This window comes from Fibrobacter sp. UWB7 (genome assembly GCF_900142945.1).
In the GTDB taxonomy this organism is placed as follows: Bacteria; Fibrobacterota; Fibrobacteria; order Fibrobacterales; family Fibrobacteraceae; genus Fibrobacter.
Genome location: NZ_FRCO01000001.1, coordinates 1,018,897 through 1,038,607, shown reverse-complemented (window position 1 = coordinate 1,038,607; position 19,711 = coordinate 1,018,897). Strand labels below are relative to the sequence as shown.

General features: G+C 40.7%; 16 protein-coding genes. 4 read left to right on the top strand and 12 right to left on the bottom strand.

The window, feature by feature from the left end; genetic code table 11:
• Positions 1–31: 31 nt before the first annotated feature.
• Positions 32–1,951 carry a hypothetical protein gene (locus tag BUC30_RS04290; protein WP_073423678.1) on the bottom strand — a complete coding sequence of 640 codons (1,920 nt, stop codon included), beginning with the start codon at positions 1,949–1,951 and terminating at the stop codon, positions 32–34.
• Between the two features lie 3 nt (positions 1,952–1,954).
• Positions 1,955–3,925, bottom strand: a complete 1,971-nt coding sequence (locus BUC30_RS04285) for a hypothetical protein (protein ID WP_073423677.1) — start codon at positions 3,923–3,925, stop codon at positions 1,955–1,957.
• A 51-nt stretch (positions 3,926–3,976) separates the two neighbouring features.
• On the opposite strand from BUC30_RS04285, the gene sppA reads away from it, so the two are divergent.
• The 4 genes from sppA (at position 3,977) to rpsI (ending at position 8,534) form a co-directional block, all read left to right on the top strand.
• Entirely contained in the window at positions 3,977–6,289 is a 2,313-nt protein-coding gene (sppA, locus tag BUC30_RS04280; RefSeq protein WP_244536474.1) for a signal peptide peptidase SppA, read from the top strand.
• A 3-nt stretch (positions 6,290–6,292) separates the two neighbouring features.
• Entirely contained in the window at positions 6,293–7,351 is a 1,059-nt protein-coding gene (locus BUC30_RS04275) for a hemolysin family protein (protein ID WP_073423676.1), read from the top strand.
• A gap of 331 nt (positions 7,352–7,682) precedes the next feature.
• Positions 7,683–8,111: a 50S ribosomal protein L13 gene (gene rplM, locus BUC30_RS04270; RefSeq protein ID WP_014545714.1), complete on the top strand. Its 429-nt coding sequence runs from the start codon at positions 7,683–7,685 to the stop codon at positions 8,109–8,111.
• An 18-nt stretch (positions 8,112–8,129) separates the two neighbouring features.
• On the top strand, positions 8,130–8,534 hold the full coding sequence (rpsI, locus tag BUC30_RS04265) for a 30S ribosomal protein S9 (protein ID WP_014545713.1): 405 nt from the start codon (positions 8,130–8,132) through the stop codon (positions 8,532–8,534).
• Positions 8,535–8,762: 228 nt separating this feature from the next.
• Here the strand turns inward: rpsI and BUC30_RS04260 are convergent, their stop codons facing one another.
• From BUC30_RS04260 to BUC30_RS04215, 10 genes are all read right to left on the bottom strand, one after another.
• Positions 8,763–9,518, bottom strand: coding sequence for a flavodoxin family protein (locus BUC30_RS04260; RefSeq protein ID WP_073423675.1), 756 nt, complete (start codon positions 9,516–9,518; stop codon positions 8,763–8,765).
• 125 nt (positions 9,519–9,643) lie between these two features.
• Positions 9,644–10,810, bottom strand: coding sequence for a polysialyltransferase family glycosyltransferase (locus BUC30_RS04255; protein WP_073423674.1), 1,167 nt, complete (start codon positions 10,808–10,810; stop codon positions 9,644–9,646).
• Positions 10,810–11,964, bottom strand: a complete 1,155-nt coding sequence (locus BUC30_RS04250) for an acylneuraminate cytidylyltransferase (protein ID WP_073423673.1) — start codon at positions 11,962–11,964, stop codon at positions 10,810–10,812. The genes BUC30_RS04255 and BUC30_RS04250 overlap by 1 nt, the downstream gene beginning before the upstream one ends.
• A gap of 10 nt (positions 11,965–11,974) precedes the next feature.
• Positions 11,975–12,850: an N-acetylneuraminate synthase family protein gene (locus BUC30_RS04245; protein ID WP_073423672.1), complete on the bottom strand. Its 876-nt coding sequence runs from the start codon at positions 12,848–12,850 to the stop codon at positions 11,975–11,977.
• A complete protein-coding gene (locus tag BUC30_RS04240) occupies positions 12,837–14,378 on the bottom strand; it encodes a lipopolysaccharide biosynthesis protein (protein WP_073423671.1) in 1,542 nt (513 codons plus the stop codon). Before BUC30_RS04240 ends, BUC30_RS04245 begins: the two co-directional genes overlap by 14 nt.
• Positions 14,379–14,384: 6 nt before the next feature.
• Complete coding sequence (locus BUC30_RS04235; protein ID WP_073423670.1) at positions 14,385–15,257, bottom strand: glycosyltransferase; 873 nt, start codon at positions 15,255–15,257, stop codon at positions 14,385–14,387.
• A gap of 4 nt (positions 15,258–15,261) precedes the next feature.
• Positions 15,262–16,254, bottom strand: a complete 993-nt coding sequence (locus BUC30_RS04230; RefSeq protein WP_073423669.1) for a glycosyltransferase — start codon at positions 16,252–16,254, stop codon at positions 15,262–15,264.
• A complete protein-coding gene (locus BUC30_RS04225) occupies positions 16,247–17,539 on the bottom strand; it encodes an O-antigen ligase family protein (RefSeq protein ID WP_073423668.1) in 1,293 nt (430 codons plus the stop codon). Before BUC30_RS04225 ends, BUC30_RS04230 begins: the two co-directional genes overlap by 8 nt.
• Entirely contained in the window at positions 17,527–18,576 is a 1,050-nt protein-coding gene (locus BUC30_RS04220; RefSeq protein WP_073423667.1) for a glycosyltransferase family 4 protein, read from the bottom strand. Before BUC30_RS04220 ends, BUC30_RS04225 begins: the two co-directional genes overlap by 13 nt.
• Position 18,577: 1 nt before the next feature.
• The gene (locus BUC30_RS04215; RefSeq protein WP_073423666.1) at positions 18,578–19,699 is read right to left on the bottom strand and encodes a glycosyltransferase; all 1,122 of its coding nucleotides are present in this window, start codon (positions 19,697–19,699) and stop codon (positions 18,578–18,580) included.
• Between the last annotated feature and the right edge of the window lie 12 nt (positions 19,700–19,711).

Sequence of the window (19,711 nt, the reverse complement as noted above, 5' to 3'; positions counted from 1 at the left end):
TCCTATTGGTAAATTTGACTCTTGCTATTTTCTATTCATTTGTACGACATTTCTCTACAATACTCTTGAGTTCAGTACAGGTTTTACCATATTCTTTTTCCGTTTCAGTGTTGCATGAAATACCGTTAAGTATTATGCATGATGAACAAGCAATTCCCGTTTCTATTTCCTCTTGCGTGGCGTATCTAAACCCGGATTCATCGCAAACGTATTTATTATTCTTTCCCGAAATGATTTCTCCCTTGCAATTTCCGCTATCGCCCATGTACATAGTACATGCAAAACCCGCATCAATTTCTACTGGGGTCGCTAACCTAAGCGTTTCGTTTTCGCAAACGTATGTATTTTTCTTTCCGACAACAATTTGACCGTCGATATCCAAAGTGCATATAGTTGGGATTGCATCAAGATCAAAATCTGAGGCTGCATCCCATTGATAGGATGGATGTGGTTTGATATAGGATGTCTCATAATTGTATCCGATGTATCGGATTCGACAGATGTATGTTGTTTTATTGGTGCTGTCTATTGATGTCACGTATGAATGGTATCTGTAACATTCATCACCTAGATCTTTGATCTCGGTTTTAGATTTTATGGTGGGACCTTCTTCTGTTGCACCTAAAAGGGATTCTGTGCATTCGTCGAAGTCTGTTGCACAATTTAATGCATTTATTGTAAATCTCCCTTTATAGCATTGTTTTTTGCAAATGTTTTCAAAATAATCGAAGTTTTCTTGTTTGCAATTTACACATTTTGTAGGATCTATGCCGCCCCAATGGATGTCTTTGTTGTTGGCGTAATAGCTGGAGTCGTTGCATATGTAATCATAGTCAAAAGCGTCTAATCCACTCCAATAAAATTTCTTATCATAATCTTTTTGGCAAATGTAAAAGTTTGGATGATAATCAGAATCGGCGTATCCAAAAAAGTTTACAGTTTTTTCGTTACACAATCCAAGAGATGCTTCAGGGAGTGTTGCAACTCGCCATTTCTTGTTGTCAAAAATATAGATGATGTCCGTTATGTCGCCTTTGCGGGTGGCTCCTTCAGTTGTGTCCTTCCAGTTTAAAGTGTCTAATTCGCATTTGATATTCGTTTTTGAAAAATCTATTGAATCAAGATTGTAATTTTGTTGCCAAAAGTTTTCCACGTATTTTTCAAATGCCGAAAAGTTAACTGTTTGGTTCCATTTTTCAATATAACCCTTGACTTTATCAAATGCGGAGTACTGACTCAAAATACTTGCCCAATTGGCAATTTCTGTTTTGATTTGTTTGTTGTCCCAGGTCCCGTCTTTTTCAATATCCGACACAAAGTCTGTCAAGCGGTCGTTTAGGTTTGCATCGAGGATGTTGCCTTGCATGAGTACGGATATGGCAAGTAATGCCGCACTTTGTTTGTCTTTTCCAAAGAAGTCCAGATCTTCGGCGTCATTGAAATCGTCTTCTTCAATGCCGAATGCTTTTAAAACTTCAGATTCAGCTTGTTTTTTGGCTTTTTTTATGGGTACGTTTTTTTCTGAGACAAGATACTGCGTGCGGTTGTTGGCTAAGTGTGTGAGTAGGTTTATGTTTACTTTGTCCCGTTCGCTCAAGTCTGTAAGTGCGTATAAAGTTAATTTATCCTTTATTTTTTTGTTGGTGAAAATGTTGAAGTAATAACCCTCTACTTTAAACAATATATATTGTGATTCAAAGTCTCTTAACTTAACCGAAAAATCACCCTTGTCGCTTTTGATGCTTGTTTCGATATTGTACCCTGTCTGCTGGAAGTTCGTATCAAGTTCATAAACAGAAACCGTCGCCCCTTTTTCAAAGGGGCCTTGCGCCATTCCTGAAATAGTTGTGTTGATGATTTTTTCGGAATTTTCGGCGGAATTTCCTGAATCGTTGCCGCAGGAAATCAAGAAAAGCAAAAAAAGTAGGTTAAGTAAGACCGTTTTTTTCATAGTTTACTCGCTTCTGTTGCTTTTTATGTTTCTAGATTGCGTTTCTTGCCATTCATGGGGAAAGTCGGAAACGACTGTGCTTCTACAGACATATTGTGTTTCGCTTTTTTCATATACTGTTAGGTCTTGGAAACAAAAAACATCGATTTGGCAACCATAGTATTTCGTTGCACTTAGTCCAGTTTTTTTCATTCCGTCACGACTTTTGGTACATCCTCCCAAGCCTAAAGCGCATTCTGTTAAATCACCTACACGCCATTTCCCATGAGTTGAATTGTTGGAATCATTCTCGAATACATAACATCTGGACGGGCATGTGGTTCCCCAATGGCTGTCGCCATCTTTGCCTGGTTTACCTTCATTTAATTTTATTAGTTCAATAGTGCAGTCATCTACTCTATGCCATTGTTCGTCATTGCAACGATAGTAGCCGTTTTCAAATAATGATGTAGAACAATCTATGTAGGAACAATCATAGTAGCTATTGGGGCTGTTGGTTGGTTTTGGACATTTTAAACCATCCGGATATTTGATGGATTTTTCTTGTTTGCAACTGATGGCAACGGGGTCGATAAATTCTTGCCCTTTTCGTATTTCCACATAACCGAGGGAATCTTCGATTTCCTTGGTACATCCGCCAAGTGTTGCTTCGGGTATCGTTGCGAGTCTCCATGCGTTTTTGTCAAAAATGTAAATGATATCGGTCTTACTGCCTTTGCGGGTTGTTCCTTGTTCTGCTTTCTTCCAGCCTAAAGTGTCTTTTTCGTTTTTGATGGATGTTTTCCATTTGGAGTCTTTGGGGTCTATTTCGAAACTGTTCCAATGCAACCACTGTTCTCCATCGCAAACATACCAGTTCCCATTAGATGTGGTATCAATATCCCTTACTCGCTGTTTTGTGCATGTTTGTAAACCAAGAGTACAATTGCTTATGTCGCTTTTATGCCACGATTTGTCTTCATGGATGTAACAGACTGTTGAGTCTATTTTGCTCCAATAGGCATCTCCTTCTTTCGCCTTGATGTTGTCTAAAGAGTCAGGCCAATAATATGAATCTTTTTCTTTTTTTGTGGCCTCTCTCCATTTTTTGGATTTGCAAATGAAATATAGGTCTGAGAAATTGCTTTCTGAATTTGTGTTTTTTCTGATTTCGTTTTTTTGTTTGTCTGTGCAGCTTCCAAGTCCGTAATTGGCTTGCCAGAAACCGTCCACGTATTTTTCGAATGCAGGAATATCGGTGTATTTTTTTTGTTTTTCAATGTTGCTTCGAATTTTCGTAAGGCCAGAATCTAGATTTTGCTGGTATGCCCAATCGGCAATTTGAGTCGCTGTTTTACTATCATTACAAATGCCGTCTTTCTCGATATCGTTTTTATAGTTCGTTAAGCGGTCGTTTATATTTTCTTCGGGAAAGGTTCCCTGCAGCAATATGGATAAGGCAAGCAGTGCTGTACTTTCGTCATCATTTATTTCCTTGATTCCGAACGGTTTTAAAAGTTCTTTTTCTGCTTGCTTTTTTGCATCTTTCAAAGATTTGTTTTTTGCTGAGATAAGGTATAATGTGCGCTTATGAGCTAGATGTGTAAGCAGATTGATATTTAATTTGTCGCTTTCGCTTAAGTCTGCAAGGGCATATAGTGTTAATTTATCTTTTGCCTGTTCTCCGGTAACGAGGTTGCTGTAATAACCGTACGCTTTAAGTAAAGCGTATTGTGATTGGATTTTTTTTATGTTCTCTGAGTATTCGCCTGAATCGTTTTTAATTTTGGTTTCGTAATTGATGCCTGTCTTTTCGAAATTTTCGTCAAGTTCATAAATAGAAACTATAGTTCCTTCTTCAAAGGGCCACTGCGCCATTCCTGAAATGGTTGTATTGATTTTTTTTTCGGAATCATCTGCGGAACTGCCGGAATCATCCCCGCAGGAAACAAGCAAAAACGAAAGGATAAAAACAAGATGGGCTGTGTTTTTCATGGTTTATTCCTTTCCCAAATTCCACCTTCTTTTAAATTTACTAAAATATTTATGATGAAGAAAGAAAATTTTCCATTTTCAGCATTTGCTGTTGCGATTACCGCGCTTTCTGCGATGGCTTTCGCTTACCTGCCGGGTGAATCGCGTTTTGTTTCGCTCGATGGGGCGCACGGTGTTTTCGGGAATCCGGCTGGGCTCTCGGCTTTGGATTCCAAGGGGGCTCTAGCTTCGTACCAGTTTGACGATGGCATTACGGAATTTCGCGTGGGCGGTAACTTGGACCGCGTTGGAGCGGGTTTCGAGTATCGCTTTAACGATAAGGGAATGGATGAATCCCGTTGGAACTTGACGCATAGCTTTCCGCTTTTTGACCGCAGCGCGTTTTTGGGTGGACGCGTTACGGCGTTTCGCAGTGCTGATTTTAAGGGAACGGAATGGACGTATTCTCCGGGCATTTTGATTCGCCCGTTCAGCATGCTTTCGTTAGGCTATTCTTGCGATAACTTGCTATATCTGGGCCCCACATCAATGGAGCGTGTGCACAACGCTGGTGCAACACTTCGTCTGGGCGATTTCTTTAATGCAAGTTACGATGTCGAAGACTGGAAGGAACATCGTCTGCTTCTGGAACTTTCGCTATACGGGTATCGCTTTGGATTCAAGATGCCGATTTCTGGCGATGATAATGAATACACGTTTACGCTTTCGGTATCGCTTGGCGGGCATGCTGATGCTTCATTGGAAATTTTTGATGACTTTTTGCCTAAAGGCGGTAGCATCGGTTTCCATACATCACGTAATCCTCGTGCATCGCGTTCGGCGCAGATTGTGCGTGTGCCGCTTAACATGGAAGTTTCCGAAGTCGAAAAGAAGTTCTTGTTCTTTGCTCCATCTTCTATCGGCCTCATGAAGGTTCGCAATTTATTCGAACATCTGTTGCGCGATCCGGCGGCAGGGCTTGTGGTTCTTGATTTTTCTGGCTATAGTGGCAACTTGGCTATATCCGAAGAAATCAACCGTTACGTGAAAAAGCTCAAGGCTCGTGGCGGCTTCGTGATCGCTTACATGGATGACGTGCGCCCGGCAGTGCTTATGGCGGCTGCGAATGTGGACCGCATTGTGGTGGAGCCTTCGGCGTATTTTACTTGGCTTGGTCTTGGTGGCGGAATTACGTTTTACAAGGGGCTTTTGGATAAATTAGGCATCAAGGTGGAATTCCTGCGCCATGGTGCGTACAAGTCGGCAGTGGAACCTTACACCGCTGACTCCATGTCGGTGAATGCCCGCGAAAATATCGAAACGCTTTACAAGGATATTTGGGAACTTGTCCGTATGCGTGTTGCTGGTCGCATGAAATTTGGAACTGCGTCGGTAAATACAGAAAAATTGGACGAGCTCGCGCAAAAGCCTGTAATTACTGCCCTTGGCGCCAAGAAGGTGGGGCTTGCTGATACATTGCTTTATATTGATCAGGTGCCTGCGTATGCGCTAAAGACGTTCTTCGATATCGATGCTCCGTATGCGGGCTTTAGGACTTGGGCTCCGTCGAATACCAAGATCTTTGACGAACGTTGGAATCACCGCACAAAAGTGGCTTTGTTGAACATCAATGGTATGATTGATTCCCGCATGGAAGAATCTGTGCTTGATAACTTGCATCGACTTCCTGGCATGGGCGTGAAGGCTTTGCTGGTGCGGATTAGTTCTCCGGGCGGAAGCGCCATTGCGTCCGATAAGATCTGGGGTGCGCTCAAGAACTTGAAGCGTTTTGACATCCCGATTGTGGCAAGTATCGGAAGTTCTGGAACGTCGGGCGCCTATTACATTGCTTGTGGTGCAGATAAGATAATTGCAGAACCCTTCGCCATTGTGGGAAGCATTGGGATTTATGGTGGTAAGATTGACGCTTCGGGCTTGATGCAAAAAGTCGGACTGCGCAATGAACCGGTCAAGACGAATGATTATTCAGATGCACGCTCTTTTGCACGCCCGTGGACGGATACCGAAAAGGCGGCGCTCCAGGAATACATGGATGACTTCTACAATCGCTTTACGGGCGTAGTTTCGCAGGCGACCGGGATAGACCAAGCTGTGGTGGATTCTGTGTACGGCGGCGGTCGTGTGATGGTCGGCTGGAAGGCGAAAGAGGCTGGGCTTGTGCATGGCTTGGGTGGGTTTGACGACGCTCTTGACGAAGTTCGCAAGCTTGCCGATATCCCGAACTCTACGGAAATTGAACTGATGCAATTGAATACCGAGGATTCTTTTGTGGTGCCGTTTATGAACACGAAATCGTTTGGAAACTTTATTCGTGACATGGAGCGCACCCAGTTCTGGGCGATAGAACCGGGGTTGATGAAATAAATTATGTTCGAAATTGTAATTACTGTTCTTGCTTGTCTTGGTGCTTCGGCGTTCTGCTCTGTGACCGAAGCCTCGTTCTACAGTGTCCCGCCTTCGACGGTAGAAGTCTTGGAACGCCAAAAGAAATTTACTGCACGTTACCTGAAGCACGTGAAGGATAATATCGACCGTTACATAGCCTCGGTGCTTGTGGTGAATACGGTTGCAAATACTGTGGGCGCGTCACTAGCGACGGCCTTGGCGGTAAAGCGCTTGTCGCCTTCGGCGGCGATGCTCTTGCCGGTGATACTCACGATTCTCATTTTGCTCTTTGGCGAAATCACTCCCAAGACGCTCGGCGTCAAACAGGCGAAAGTCTGCGCGCCGCTCGTGGCTGTACCGTTTTACTACATCACGAAAATCCTCAGCTGGACGGGAATCATCTGGCTTTGCCTCACGCTTACCAAGCACTGGACGCACGAAGACAAAGAAAAGAAGGACGTGAGCATCGAGGACATCAACAGCCTTGTGAGTCTCGGGTTGCGTGAAGATGTGATTGACCGCCAGCAGGCACTTGTCATCAAGAACATCCTTTCGCTCAAGTCGCTCCCGGTGCGCCGTGTGATGACTCCGCGGCAGGTTGTGTTTACGCTCCCCGCCGACAGTACGATAGGCGAGACTCTTGACGAGCGCGGAAACTGGCCGTTTTCGCGTGTGCCGCTTTACGACAAGAAAAAAGACAATTGGATAGGCATTGTGCTCCGCCGCGATGCGTACAATCTTTTAGCCGAAGGCAAACGCGATGTGAAACTGCGCCAGCTCATGCGCCCGATGCAGCTTGTGCCCGACAGCCTCATGACGGACAAACTTTTACTCCGATTCCTCAAACAGCGCGGCCACATGGTGGGTGTTGTGGATGAATTCGGTGCCATTGCCGGCATCGCGAGCCTCGAAGACGTTCTCGAAGAAATCCTCGGCCGTGAAATCGTCGATGAGTTTGATGTGGCTGTGAACCTCCAGGAAACCGCCCGCCGCAAGTCCAAGGCGCTCGCCTCCATGCGCAAGGAGAAAAGTAAGCAGTAGGATGAGGCTTTGTGATGCCCAATTGTCACCCCGGATTTATCCGGGGTCGCCATTAATACATTCGTTCTAAGGTAGGGACGTGTCATCCTGAGCGGAGTCGAAGGATCTCTAAACTCTACTAACTAATGACCAAAGACCATTGACTAACAACCAAAATACTATACCAATTGATGTAATTATGTCAATTGATAGAATGCTTAACCCACGAAAATACTACTTTTTTCAAAAATTACACCTTTTTACCCTTGAACCCTTGCAGAAAATCATCTAAATTTACTCTGCTTTTCTCGGGGCGCCTTTGCCCCGGAATTTCACTCACTAGAGGATTTACATGAAGACCATTACGGTAAACCCGAAGACTGTCTCCCGCAAGTGGAAGCTTGTGGATGCAGCTGACAAGCCGATGGGACGCGTTGCAAGCGAAGTTGCTCGTCTCCTCATGGGCAAGCACAAGGCCATCTATTCCCCGAACGTCGACACTGGCGACTTCGTGGTTGTTATCAACGCTGAAAAGGTTGCCGTTTCTGGCAACAAGGCTCTCCAGAAGCAGTATTTCCACCACACTGGCCACATCGCCGGTGAACGTTGGATCAACTTTGCTGACCTCTTGGCAAAGAACCCGACTGCTCCGCTCGAAGCTGCCATTTGGGGCATGCTCCCGCACAGCGCTCTTGGCCACAAGATGATCAAGAAGCTCAAGATTTTTGCAGGTGCCGAACATCCGTTCGCTGCCCAGAAACCCGAAGTCGTAGAACTTTAATTTAGAACGGAGAAAACTATGGCTACAGCAAAGAATAAGAAGATCTACCGCGGCACTGGCCGTCGCAAGAACGCCATCGCCGCTGTGATTCTGAAGCCGGGTTCCGGCAAGCGCACAATCAATGGTCGTGATTTCAAGGAATACTTCCATTCTGAAGTGCAGGACATGATTGCAAATCTTCCGTTCGCCATCCTTGGCAACGCTGAAGAATGGGACGTCGAAGTTACCGCTCGTGGCGGTGGCATCGCTGGCCAGATGGGCGCTGTCCGTCTCGGCATCTCCCGCGCACTCGTTGCTAACGACGCTGAAGTGAAGCCGGCTCTCAAGAAGGAAGGCCTCATGACTCGTGACGCACGTGCCGTTGAACGTAAGAAGTTCGGCCGCAAGAAGGCTCGTAAGCACTTCCAGTTCAGCAAGCGCTAATCTGCGATTTTGCTTTTACGGAAAACCCTGGCATCTGCCAGGGTTTTTCTGTATTTTCTGTTTTACGAAAAAGGAAATGCCCTCCCCATACGCGGATCATGACTACTAAGCAGCATAGCTGCAAGTAGTCAAAGACGTCGGAGCGGGGCATGACACATGCGGCAAAGTCGCGTCTTTTAACAAATTTCTAGTAACTAATAACTATTAACTAGTAACTCGCCGAAGGCGCTAGAAATTATCGTCTCTATCGAACATATGCGTCACGAATTCAGTCACGAGCGTCACGTAAGCGTCTTCGCTGAAAATCGGCTTCTGCATCATGTCGATTGCTTCTTGAGAGAGCTTTCCCGTCGTAGCTAGTTCGGCACCGCCCTTGCGGTACTTTTCTCGGAGCATATTCAAACGACGCGGACCGCCACGGTGGTCGAGCGCACGCATCTGCGGACAGGCAATAAGCGTGTAGCCCTCATGCCCAAGTATGATGTCGAACTGCTTGCGGATAGGTTCATAAACTACGTCGATGTCCATCCAGGCGCAGCTCGAAAGCAAAATAATCTTCTGCCCTTCTTTCTGGAACTGCAGCCCGTGCAAGTGCGAATTCATCGCATTGGCGCCTTCCTTGAGCTTTTGGCCCATGTAGGGGTGGACCATGCCCACGATGCGGTCCATCAGGACCTTCATCTGCCCAGGAATGCTGAACAGGAACAGCGGAAAACTCCAGATGACAATATCCGAATTGATGAGCTTTTCGCGGATCATCGGCACGTCGTCGTCCTTCATAAAGCACGAACCGTCCTCGCGCCCCCAGCAACTGAGGCAACCGCGACACGGCTTGATGTTCATTCTGTCAATGAAAATGTACTCGGTCTCGTAGTCGCCGTTCTGCTCCAGCCCTTCGACAAAAGCCTTCGTCGGGATGAGAGTGCCACTGCGTTCATTCTTTGGGCTTGCGACCATTACGAGGATTTTCTTTTTTTCTGCCATGTGTGGAAATTTAGAAAAAAACTGGAATCTTTTCATTAGGCCAAACGGCGTGATTATGCCTTGTATGAATCCTTTAATTTTTTACGAAAAATGCTTTTTTTATAGTTGAATTTAGATTTGCCTTGTTATGTTTCTTTTGAATGCTGTTTTGAAATGGATGTGCTACTTTTTTTTACGATAGATTCAAAATCAGCCAAGTTTTTTACAAAATAAGTTGATTGTTTAAATGTTTTTTTAAATGAATCAATTTCGTTTAGGTAAAATTTGCTTATGTTTGACTGATTTAATAATTCTGAAATGTTAAATGTCGGAATGTTAAAAAGTATTTTGGCAGTAACCAAAATTGTACTAGAAAAACTAATTATTCCTTGAAATCTATATTTTTCACAAATAACTTCCATTGCTGTTGAATCAGCATTTAATAACGAACAATATAAATCATCTTTGTGCTGTATGAAAAATGAGTCTCTCGGATGGGGCTTTAATAATAAGTTGAATCCGTGATTGTGTAGAATTGAACAAACCATTTTTAATTGTTTTAAGTCTTCATTATTTAGAATTTGTTCACGATTCCAAGCTGTGGTGCATATTACAAAAGTTTTTTGGGGAAATATGCTTTGTATTTTTACATTTTTACTTAGTTTTTTTAATGTCTGACGATAGTAGGGAAGGATTTCATCGTTCTTTATCCATTCGTCTTGATATTTTTTTAGAAAACAAAATGAATCAACGTCTAAATGGTTTGTAATAAATACATTCCCCATATAGGCGAAATGAAAATATTTAAGATGATTTATGATACCTTTTGAGGGCTTTTCTGGATGTAATGTACCCATATATTTGGCTGCACCGTCATCAATGAGTAAAAATTTTATGTGCCTATTGGGTAAATACTTGAATGCCAAAATAGCGAGAAGAGGATCTGGCGTTGATCCTATTATAAAAACATCTTTTTTTTTACGCTTCAAGAAGTTGCTTAATAAAAAAATGTAGAATAAAAAAAACAGTTTAATTTTATTCAATCCGTGATTATATGGATTTATTCGAAATTTGTAATTGCTATTATTGGTGAAAATAGTTTCATCACAACAGAACCCGGTCTTACTGTGTGGCGTTATCAGAGATATTCCTTGAATGGAATTATGCTTTTCTTGTAAATTGCTTATGGCTGAATCTACTCCAATCGCATGCCATGGTGTAATTGCTCTTGCTATATAGCCAATATTTGGATTATTTTGTAGAATTTGTATTAAATACTTGAATGATTTTACGCCTAAGTCATCTTTTCTCATTACTTTAAAATCCTTTCAGCCCATTCTCGTACACAACCTTCTCCACCCTTTTTTTGCATTACATGGATGTTTGGGACTTTTTTGACTAAATCCTGAGCGTCTGCAGGGCAAGCCGCAAGACCAACTGATTTCAACAATTCTATGCAGTTTACATCATCGCCGATATAGGCAACTTCATTCAAGGAAATGCCTTCTTTTTGGCATATTTCTTGAGCGATGGCTAACTTGCCTCCGTCTATTTTTCCCTGAAATAAATAATCGGCGTTCAGTTTTTTTGCTCTATTTTCTACAATTTTTGTATTTTCAGATGTGATGATTCCTACTTTTATTCCGGCTTCTCGTAAAAGACGGATGCCCAGACCGTCACGGGTGTTGAATTTTTTTAATTCGTCACCATTTTCGGAATAATACATGCTTCCATCTGTAAGTGTGCCATCAACATCTGTTAGAAACAGTTTTATCTTCTTAATGTCCGATATTTTGGAGGACAGAACATGTTTGTACATGAGCTTTTCAAGGATAATCCAATCGTCGGGTTCATCGATTTCTGTAGCCGTATATTCAGGCATTTCATAGATTCCAATTTTTCCAGAAAGTCGATTGCCGCTAGCAAGGATGTTCTTCACGGTATTTATGTAGAAAGCTCCATTTTCCATCAACATTCCATCAAAGTTCTGACGGCGCGGACGATTTTTGTAATCGTAGTTCATACTGGTTCCATCAGCATTCCAAAAGAACCTGTAATTACGAACGCAGGTTAAAATGGAATCGTATTTCCCAGATTTGTACAATTTCATTGCGTCCGAAAAATGCTGTGTTTGCGTCAAAGGCGATGTTGCCTGAACCAGCATAAAAACTTGGGATTCTGGCAATTTGGCATAAGCGATATATTCCAACATCACACTTTCCGTACTTGCAGTGTCACAGGCATTCTCTGCTGAACGTCGATAGATTTTTGTTTTCTTGTAATTGCGTGAAACAACAGTTTCTTCAATTTTATCGGAATCTGTTGCCACGATAATTTCGTCTATTTCGTTACAATTTTCAAGAGCCTCGATGTTCCAGCAAACAAGCGGCTTTCCACAAAATAATTTAATGTTTTTTAATGGAATGGACTTGCTGCCACCGCGGACGGGAATAAATGCTGTTACCATAAAAGCCTTCTTAGAAACCTTTTACTTGGTTTTTTTTGAGCTTGTTGCGTTGAATCATTTCGATGTCTAAAACATCTTTTTGCTTGTATGTGAGTGCCTTTGCTACGGCTCGGCAATCTCGGGCTAGTTTTCGGACACCATCTGGTTCAAGGGAGGCCGCGTGGTCCGTTCCTTTCCATGTTCTGTCAAGAGTGTAATGACGTTCAATCCATTCAGCTCCAAGTGCTACTGCGGCAGAATCGACTGCAATGCCAAGATGATGGCCTGAAAAACCGATTGCCTTTACTCGATCTGCATATTGCTTGCGCATGCGAGTTAATTCAAGCAAGCAGATGTCTTCAAATGGAACCGGATACCCCGAAGTGCAGTTATAAAGAACGACGTCTTTTGCACGCTTGTTCTGTTCGAAGAAGCTGACGATTTCTTCTTCTTCTTCCTTGGTTGTCATGCCGAAGGAAAGATGAATTTCACCGCCGAAATTATCACAAAGATATTGAAGCATGGGCTTATTTAGATTGCATGCGGACGGAATCTTAATAAGTTTCGGCTGCAAAGTTGTAATTTCCTTAGCGGAAGTTACGTCCCAAACAGAAGTAGAGTACTCCACTCCATATTCGTTACACCAAGCTTGTAATTGTTTGTGTTGATCTAAGGTAAATTCCAAAAATTCACGATGAGCTCCATATGTTGGACCATAGGAATTTTCTGGATGCGGATGAGGGGCGTTGTATTCTTCAGGAGTCAATAATTCTTTGTTGCAACGTTTTTGAAACTTCACGACATCAACTTTGCAGTATGTTGCTGCTGTCATGATGAGCTCCCTGGCTATGTTCATATCGCCTTTATGATTGCAACCGACTTCGGCAATTATTTTAGGTGCTTTCATGTGTAATCCTTTTTTTTATAAAATCTCTTATTGTATTTCGTTCTAATTTACTTAATCCAATAAACCAAATGAACGGTAAAAAGATAACAAAAGTCAAGATGACTGATCCTATTGCACGTCCAATGGATTCTTCAAAAAGGGATGCATATCTGTGGATTATGAACCATACTACTATAAAAAGACCGACTTCTTTTAAAATGATTTTTTTTAAATAGTTTTTTACATCCATTGAAAGTTCTGTTTTCGCTATAATTAGAACAGAAATGGAAAAAATGAAAGATGCGATTGCTGTAAAAAAATAAGGTGTTAAAGGCGATAGGGAATAATATTTTAATATAAAATAACTAAATGGTACGATTAAAAGTAAAATTGTGCTAGAAAATAATTGATATTTTTTGATTTTGTTTTGAGCTTGAAATACGCCTATGATTGGATTGGCTAGAGCTTCTAATAAAAGGGAAAAAATAAGTAATTTTAAAATTATATATGTATATGCAGGAATGTCATGCAACCATAATTTCAGAAAAATTTCCCCATCAACTAAAATTGGGATAGCTATTATGCTTAATAAAAAAAAGGTTATTTTGCTACTAAAATCCATTATTGTCCACATTTCTGTTTTGTTGCCTTTTGCATAGCTTTTAGTTAATTGAGGCCGAGATGCTATATAGATATTATTTATGAATTGATTGAGAAATGTTTGAATTTGGTTTGCAATGGAATGAGCGGCATTTAGTATAGGTCCAAAAAATAAATTCATTACAATGTTTAATCCTTGTTGTTTTAGTATATTGGCTAGAGAACCTATTATATTCCAACTCAAATAACTTATTAATTGTTTTCTTACATCTTGTGCTAGGCAGAAATGGATATTGGCGCATTCTGGAAAATTTCTATTGCAGTAAATACGATAAATTATTCGTATAGAAATACTTATTGCAAAAATCATAATTGCATAAATGATTAATACGTTGTTTTGAATATAGCTTAGAAAAATTGCCGCAATTAATTTCCCCAAACCCTCTAAAATACTTACATAAGCGTATATAGACATTTTTTCATGCGCGATGATTGCTGCATTATAGGGAATAGAAATCAAATTAACAAAAAAGGACAGAAACGACAACTGCAATACGATATTTGCTGCAAATATATATGAGGAAGAAATGACCATTTTGTTATTTAAAAACCATACACAAATAGGGTCTAAAATGATTAAAGCACCTAGCGCTAATAGGTGATAAATTGTTACGGTTGTGTTGAACACATGCTTTTGTAATGCAAAGTCATTTTTCCCTATGGCATAGGCGATAAATCTTTGAGATCCTGAAGCTAGCGAATTGCCTAAAAACGTAAATAATGTAACAATTCCCCCAACAACATTATAGATTCCATAGCATTCAATTCCTAAACCCTTTAAAACGAATGGAACGGTATATAACTGTATTCCCATTAAAAAAATCATTCGGAAATACAAAAATACTGTATTTTGGGCAATACTCTTTTTTGATGAATTCTCGTTTGTCATTGGTTCTTATTTGTTTTTAAGGACATCCTTGTAAATGCGAATGCTTTTCAGAATATTTTCATATAAAAAAGTGGTTTTTTCTATATTCTCCTTGAAAACAGAATCTGTCGCTCCGTCCTCTTTGTGCCAAATTTCAATTTCCGGTGCGTAGACCGTTTTTAGTCCCGATTTTATGACATGGGCGTAAAGAATTTCTTCTTCAAAGTAGAGGAATGTCCTGGAATCAAATCCGCTAAACTTTTCAAAGAATTTTTTTGAAAGGACTAAACAGCAACCATGTAAAACGCAGTTTTCTGTATACTTGAATTTTGCGCGGAACATGGAACGGAGACGACGTTTTAGTCCCATTTGCTTTTGTAGAACTTTAAGCTTGAAAAAATTTCTTTCCTTCAAGAACGATAAACCTTTGCTGTAGAAATTTTCCCAGGAGTCTAGTTCACTGCCTTGCAGAATGTGCTTGCGACCGGGATTGATGGAGGTCTTTCCTAGAGGTGTGTATATCGTTGGGCCAAGAACTGCGAAATTTGATTTTTCAAATTGAGTCTGAAGTCCTTCGCAAAAGTTGTCCTGGATGATTTTTGTATCGTTGTTTAGGACCGTTACAAAATCTGCGTAGCCGTCTTTTAATGCTTGCGAAATCCCTAAGTTGTTGCCTTTTGCAAAACCGACGTTTTCATCGCTTAAAATGATGCGGATTCTTTCTTTCCCTTCGTATTTTTCCAAAAGCAGTTTTCCCGAATGATTGGGAGATGCGTTATCTACGATATAAATCCGGTAATCGATGTTTTGGCAATGGTTTTCGATGGATTCTACACATTGGTAGGTATCGTCAATGGAATTGTAATGGAGTATGACGAAGGAAAACTTTTCGGGACTCATGAAGCTAGTTCCTTTCCAATAGAATTTTGGCTCTGAAAACTCTGATATAGTATATCGCTTTTTCTAAAAAATTAAAGAGTTTTCTTTTCTTGTATAACGAACGGAGAATTCCGCATAGCGATGATCTGTATATTTCAAAATCGGAGCCTGTGATAATGGCGTTGGGCGAAGGAAATGCATTACGAGCATTTTGAATGAGCTCCCAGTCTGAATGGTCTAATGCGATTCCGTCCCTGATTTTTTGCGGTAAATTTATAGAGAATCGGTTGTAACCGCCGGTCACGTCCGTAATGCTTGCCAAGTAGTGGATAATCTTTGCCTTGGGAAGATAGTTGGCGGCAAACCAAACCTGACTATTCCAGATTCCGCTCAATTCTTTGATTATGAACTTGTTCTTGTAATTAGCAAAAGCGAGTGATGGCTGATCTGTTTTTATTTTTTGCTTTCTAGATTCAAGCCATGTGTTGTGCCAGTCCTCAAATAATTTTAAGTTCTCGGCAGTTTCTCGGACCCATAAAACGCCACTGTTGAAGTAGTTTTCATATTGCGCGACTTCTTTAGTCTTTGCAATTCTCGTTACATGCTGTTCTGCAATGGCGAAGTGCGTGTTTTTCGAAAAAGGCATGTGCTGGTCAAGAACCGCACCAAAATCAAACGGCGTATTGACAATGTCGTCCAGGGAATCGCAGATAATTGTGTCGCAGTCTATAAAAAGAAAATCTCCCTTGACGTGGTTTCGCATGGAGGTCTTCAAAAACCGGCTTGTTTCCATGCCTGAAAAACCTTGTGGGCGCGGAACTATAACTAATTCGTCAATGAGGTTGAATATTTGTTTTTTTGTTTCGCTTTGCTCTATGCACGATTTAGTCACATCATCAATCAACAATGAGATCTTTGCATTAGGCGAATTCTTTTTTGCACTCATCATGGATAGAATGCACTGCTCACAATATAAATCTTTATCCGAACACACGAGAACGTATAGTAGTTTACTCATCGATTGAATCCTTGCATGTAAAAATGTATGCAGAAAACAGTGCGAAACCAAATGCCATGCAGTATGTGGCAAATATCGGTAAGGTCCAGCTATATAAAACCATAGCTAAGGTAATAGAAACGATAAGGGATACTAATTCTTTGTTGTGGTAAATTTTGTAAGTGTTAAGAGCGTATTTAATATAACCAAAGAGAAACGATAAATATGATAATAATCCGATTATTCCAAATTTTGCGAGAATGTCAAAGTAGGTGTTTTCTATAGGAATTTTTGCGTAATTTACATTTTTTATCCACTCGTAATAATCTGGGCTAATGCCCCATATAAAAGAATCTTTATCGTATAGAGTAGATAGAATTTTTGCTCTATAAGCGGATCTCATTCCTAGTGATTTATCCTCAAAGTTACCATATCCCAAAATTTTGAGAAAACGAGCTCTTAAAAATTCAATGTCAAGAATATTGGAAAATTCCGAAAAATAGGAAATGAGTACATTTAGACTGCAAAATGCAATCAGTAAAACGATGGCAAAAAAATGAATGTTGTTTTTGAATTGTTTTTTGTCTTTTCGAAATATGAAAAAATTGAAGATGATTACTGCCAAAATAATAATATATGCGGTCATAGCTGTAGAGGCTGCAATGTAGAAAAGTAACAAACAAAGAAAAATGAAGTCGATTTTTCCTTTGTTTGTTTTTGTCCAAAGCCAAATGAACGATAATAAAATGGGAAATGATGCCATAGCGGGTTGTCCAAGAGACAGTCGGCCGATAAACATTGTTGAATCAAAACCACGTCCAATGTATTTGTAGCAAATGGGATTTGGAACCATGGTGCCAATCAAATTTACAATAACAAGTATTAGAGATAATTTGATATAGATGTCTATTAGATGTGTAACTGTGTAGCTGGGAACCAGCTTTTTAAGATTGAAGAATATTAAAAATAGGAGAAAAAATTCAATGTTTTTTATTTGATATATTAAAAGTTCATTAGAAAAATAACTTGAAAAAAAAACTCGATTTATACAAAGTAATGATATGGAAAAGAACAATACAAAAGTTAAACCCCAATAACTACGTAAGTTAAACGATATTCTTTTTAAGCAAAGTTGGAGGAAAAGAAAAAAAATAGAAACTTCTTTTAGATAACCTAAAAATGAAGGGAGCGGGGTAAATAGCCTTGCTGTATCAAAAACACCAAAAAATAAAATTATCCAAAGAGCAATTTTATTTATTGATATTGACGAACCTACGTGGGTTGATGTATTTCTTAATTCAAGCATTCAAGAAGTCCTTTAGCTGATTTTCCCCAGCTGAATCGGTTAAGTACTTCATTTGAATCTGCAAGTTTGCTGCTCAGCAAATCGTCTAAATTAATATACGCGTTTTGCGAATCCACATAATGAGCCGAATTTTCAAAGATTCCTTTCAGAACTTCTATGTTCGATACAATAACAGGGGCTCCAACAGCCATGGCTTCTAGAGGTGGCAAGCCGAAACCTTCATAAATAGAAGGGAAAATAAATGCTTCGCTGTTCTTTGCCAGAGTGACGAATTCGTTGTCACTTATATAGCCGATAAACTTGACGTTACTGAGTTCGTCTAAGTTCAAGTCGAGGCCGAAACGCGTTGGGTTCAAGGAACCTGCAATGGCGAACGTCTTATCGGGATTGTTTTGGGCCGCTTGTAAAACCCATTTCAAATTTTTATTGGGGGCAATGGTCGAAAGACTAAGAAAGTATTTCTGCTTTTCGAGATTGTATTTCGCAAAAACGCTGTCGTTGGCTGGTTCCACTTTTAGCATGTGTTGCCAACCGTTATTTATGACGGTCGTTTTTTGCGAATCTGTTTTATAGACTTTTTCTATTTCTTTTTTGGAGAATTCCGAAACTGTAAAAATGTGTCTTGCAAAATGGGTGATGACCCAATAATTTAGGCAATGCCACGTTCTTGATAGCAAGCCATACCAATGTGAAAAGTATTGAGGATTGACTTTGTAACTTATGTCGTGAATGACCGAATATCCATTTGGTACTAGCAATGGTGTAACGTTACACAAATTAATAGGAATTCTTCTATGCGTTAATGCATAGAAAGCGAAAAATGTTTGTTCCCATGGAATTCCCTTCAAGAAACCATATTCAAGAATGCGTATATTCTTGAGAGAAAATGGAATAGATGTGTGCTTGGGGACTACTAAAACTATATCAAGATTTTCGCCGACTAAAGAATCTAGGGCCTTGATTATTTCTTCTGCAAATCGAAAAATCCCTGTTCTTTTTTCGCTAAGAAATGTGCCGTTAATACAGTAACGTGTCATCCTATTTCATTTCCATTATATTAACGAAATCGCTTTGGAATTCTTTGTATAGAAAATGCTCTACAACGCGGTTAAATGCTTTTTCCCCAAACTGTTTTCTTTTGTCCTTGTCCGCAGAAAGTTCCTTGATTGCGTTTGCATAAGCTTCGACATCCCTATTAGGAACTTCCAAGCCTGTTTCGCCATTCAGGGACACGTAGTTTACGCCACTTCCTGGAATGGTGTATGTAATGGAGGGCAGACCGAAGTACATGGCTTCGGCAAGGGCGATTCCAAACGCTTCGTTTTTGGTAATTGATGGGAAGCAGAAAATGTCTGCTGCCAAATAGTAGGCTTTAAGTTCGTCGTCCGCTAGTTTCCCAAGGAACTTGACTGTAGGGCAGTTCTTGCTCTGACTTACTAGCGACTTTCTCTTTTCTCCATCGCCAATGATATAGAAAACAAAATTTTCGTTTAGCTTTTGAGCTGACTTGATGAGATAGCTGTAGCCTTTATATGGTACAAGGCGTCCGACAGACAAACAGATGGTCTTGCCTTTGTTTTCTTGCTTGATCTTTTCTGCCAGCTCGACTGCTTTGGGGGTCTTTGCAAGACGGTTTTCGTCAATGCAGTTCGGGATGACTTTGCATTTGGATCTGAATCTTGACAAATACTTACTGCCCTCAATGTAATTGGGGCTTGTGGCGATAATCCTGTCTGCTCTTTTCAGTAGGGCCAAGTTTTGCGGATGGAATATCTTGCCTAAGATCTTCTGGCGGGTAATGTCCAGATGCCAGTAGAGAATAAGCTTGGTTTCCTTGGGAATGTTCCTTAAAAGAATGCTTGCGACGAATGGATTCGGATAGTGAAATACGATATAATCCGGTTTAAACGTCTTAAGCAGTTCCTTGAACTTACAAGCCAATTCTAGCGAAATGGACTGCGAAAAAATTTTGCACTGGCATTTACAGCGAATGACTTCGATATCGTCAACGACGTTCTGGTTCTCGCTGTTGTCGTGTTCAAAACAAAGAACTTTTTGCTCGAATTTTCCCTGTAGAGCTCGAACGGCGTCTCTGGCGACCTGTTCTATGCCTCCGGTAAAGGGATAGTAGTACTTCGATATATGCAATACTTTTTTCACGTGCAAAATTCC

Coding starts and splice junctions, on each gene's coding strand:
- BUC30_RS04230 (WP_073423669.1), bottom strand. CDS start 16,254: ATGAGTAAACTACTATACGTTCTCGTGTGTTCGGATAAAGATTTATAT.
- BUC30_RS04285 (WP_073423677.1), bottom strand. CDS start 3,925: ATGAAAAACACAGCCCATCTTGTTTTTATCCTTTCGTTTTTGCTTGTT.
- BUC30_RS04250 (WP_073423673.1), bottom strand. CDS start 11,964: ATGGTAACAGCATTTATTCCCGTCCGCGGTGGCAGCAAGTCCATTCCA.
- BUC30_RS04255 (WP_073423674.1), bottom strand. CDS start 10,810: ATGAGAAAAGATGACTTAGGCGTAAAATCATTCAAGTATTTAATACAA.
- BUC30_RS04260 (WP_073423675.1), bottom strand. CDS start 9,518: ATGGCAGAAAAAAAGAAAATCCTCGTAATGGTCGCAAGCCCAAAGAAT.
- sppA (WP_244536474.1), top strand. CDS start 3,977: ATGATGAAGAAAGAAAATTTTCCATTTTCAGCATTTGCTGTTGCGATT.
- rplM (WP_014545714.1), top strand. CDS start 7,683: ATGAAGACCATTACGGTAAACCCGAAGACTGTCTCCCGCAAGTGGAAG.
- rpsI (WP_014545713.1), top strand. CDS start 8,130: ATGGCTACAGCAAAGAATAAGAAGATCTACCGCGGCACTGGCCGTCGC.
- BUC30_RS04245 (WP_073423672.1), bottom strand. CDS start 12,850: ATGAAAGCACCTAAAATAATTGCCGAAGTCGGTTGCAATCATAAAGGC.
- BUC30_RS04235 (WP_073423670.1), bottom strand. CDS start 15,257: ATGAGTCCCGAAAAGTTTTCCTTCGTCATACTCCATTACAATTCCATT.
- BUC30_RS04225 (WP_073423668.1), bottom strand. CDS start 17,539: ATGCTTGAATTAAGAAATACATCAACCCACGTAGGTTCGTCAATATCA.
- BUC30_RS04275 (WP_073423676.1), top strand. CDS start 6,293: ATGTTCGAAATTGTAATTACTGTTCTTGCTTGTCTTGGTGCTTCGGCG.
- BUC30_RS04290 (WP_073423678.1), bottom strand. CDS start 1,951: ATGAAAAAAACGGTCTTACTTAACCTACTTTTTTTGCTTTTCTTGATT.
- BUC30_RS04220 (WP_073423667.1), bottom strand. CDS start 18,576: ATGACACGTTACTGTATTAACGGCACATTTCTTAGCGAAAAAAGAACA.
- BUC30_RS04240 (WP_073423671.1), bottom strand. CDS start 14,378: ATGACAAACGAGAATTCATCAAAAAAGAGTATTGCCCAAAATACAGTA.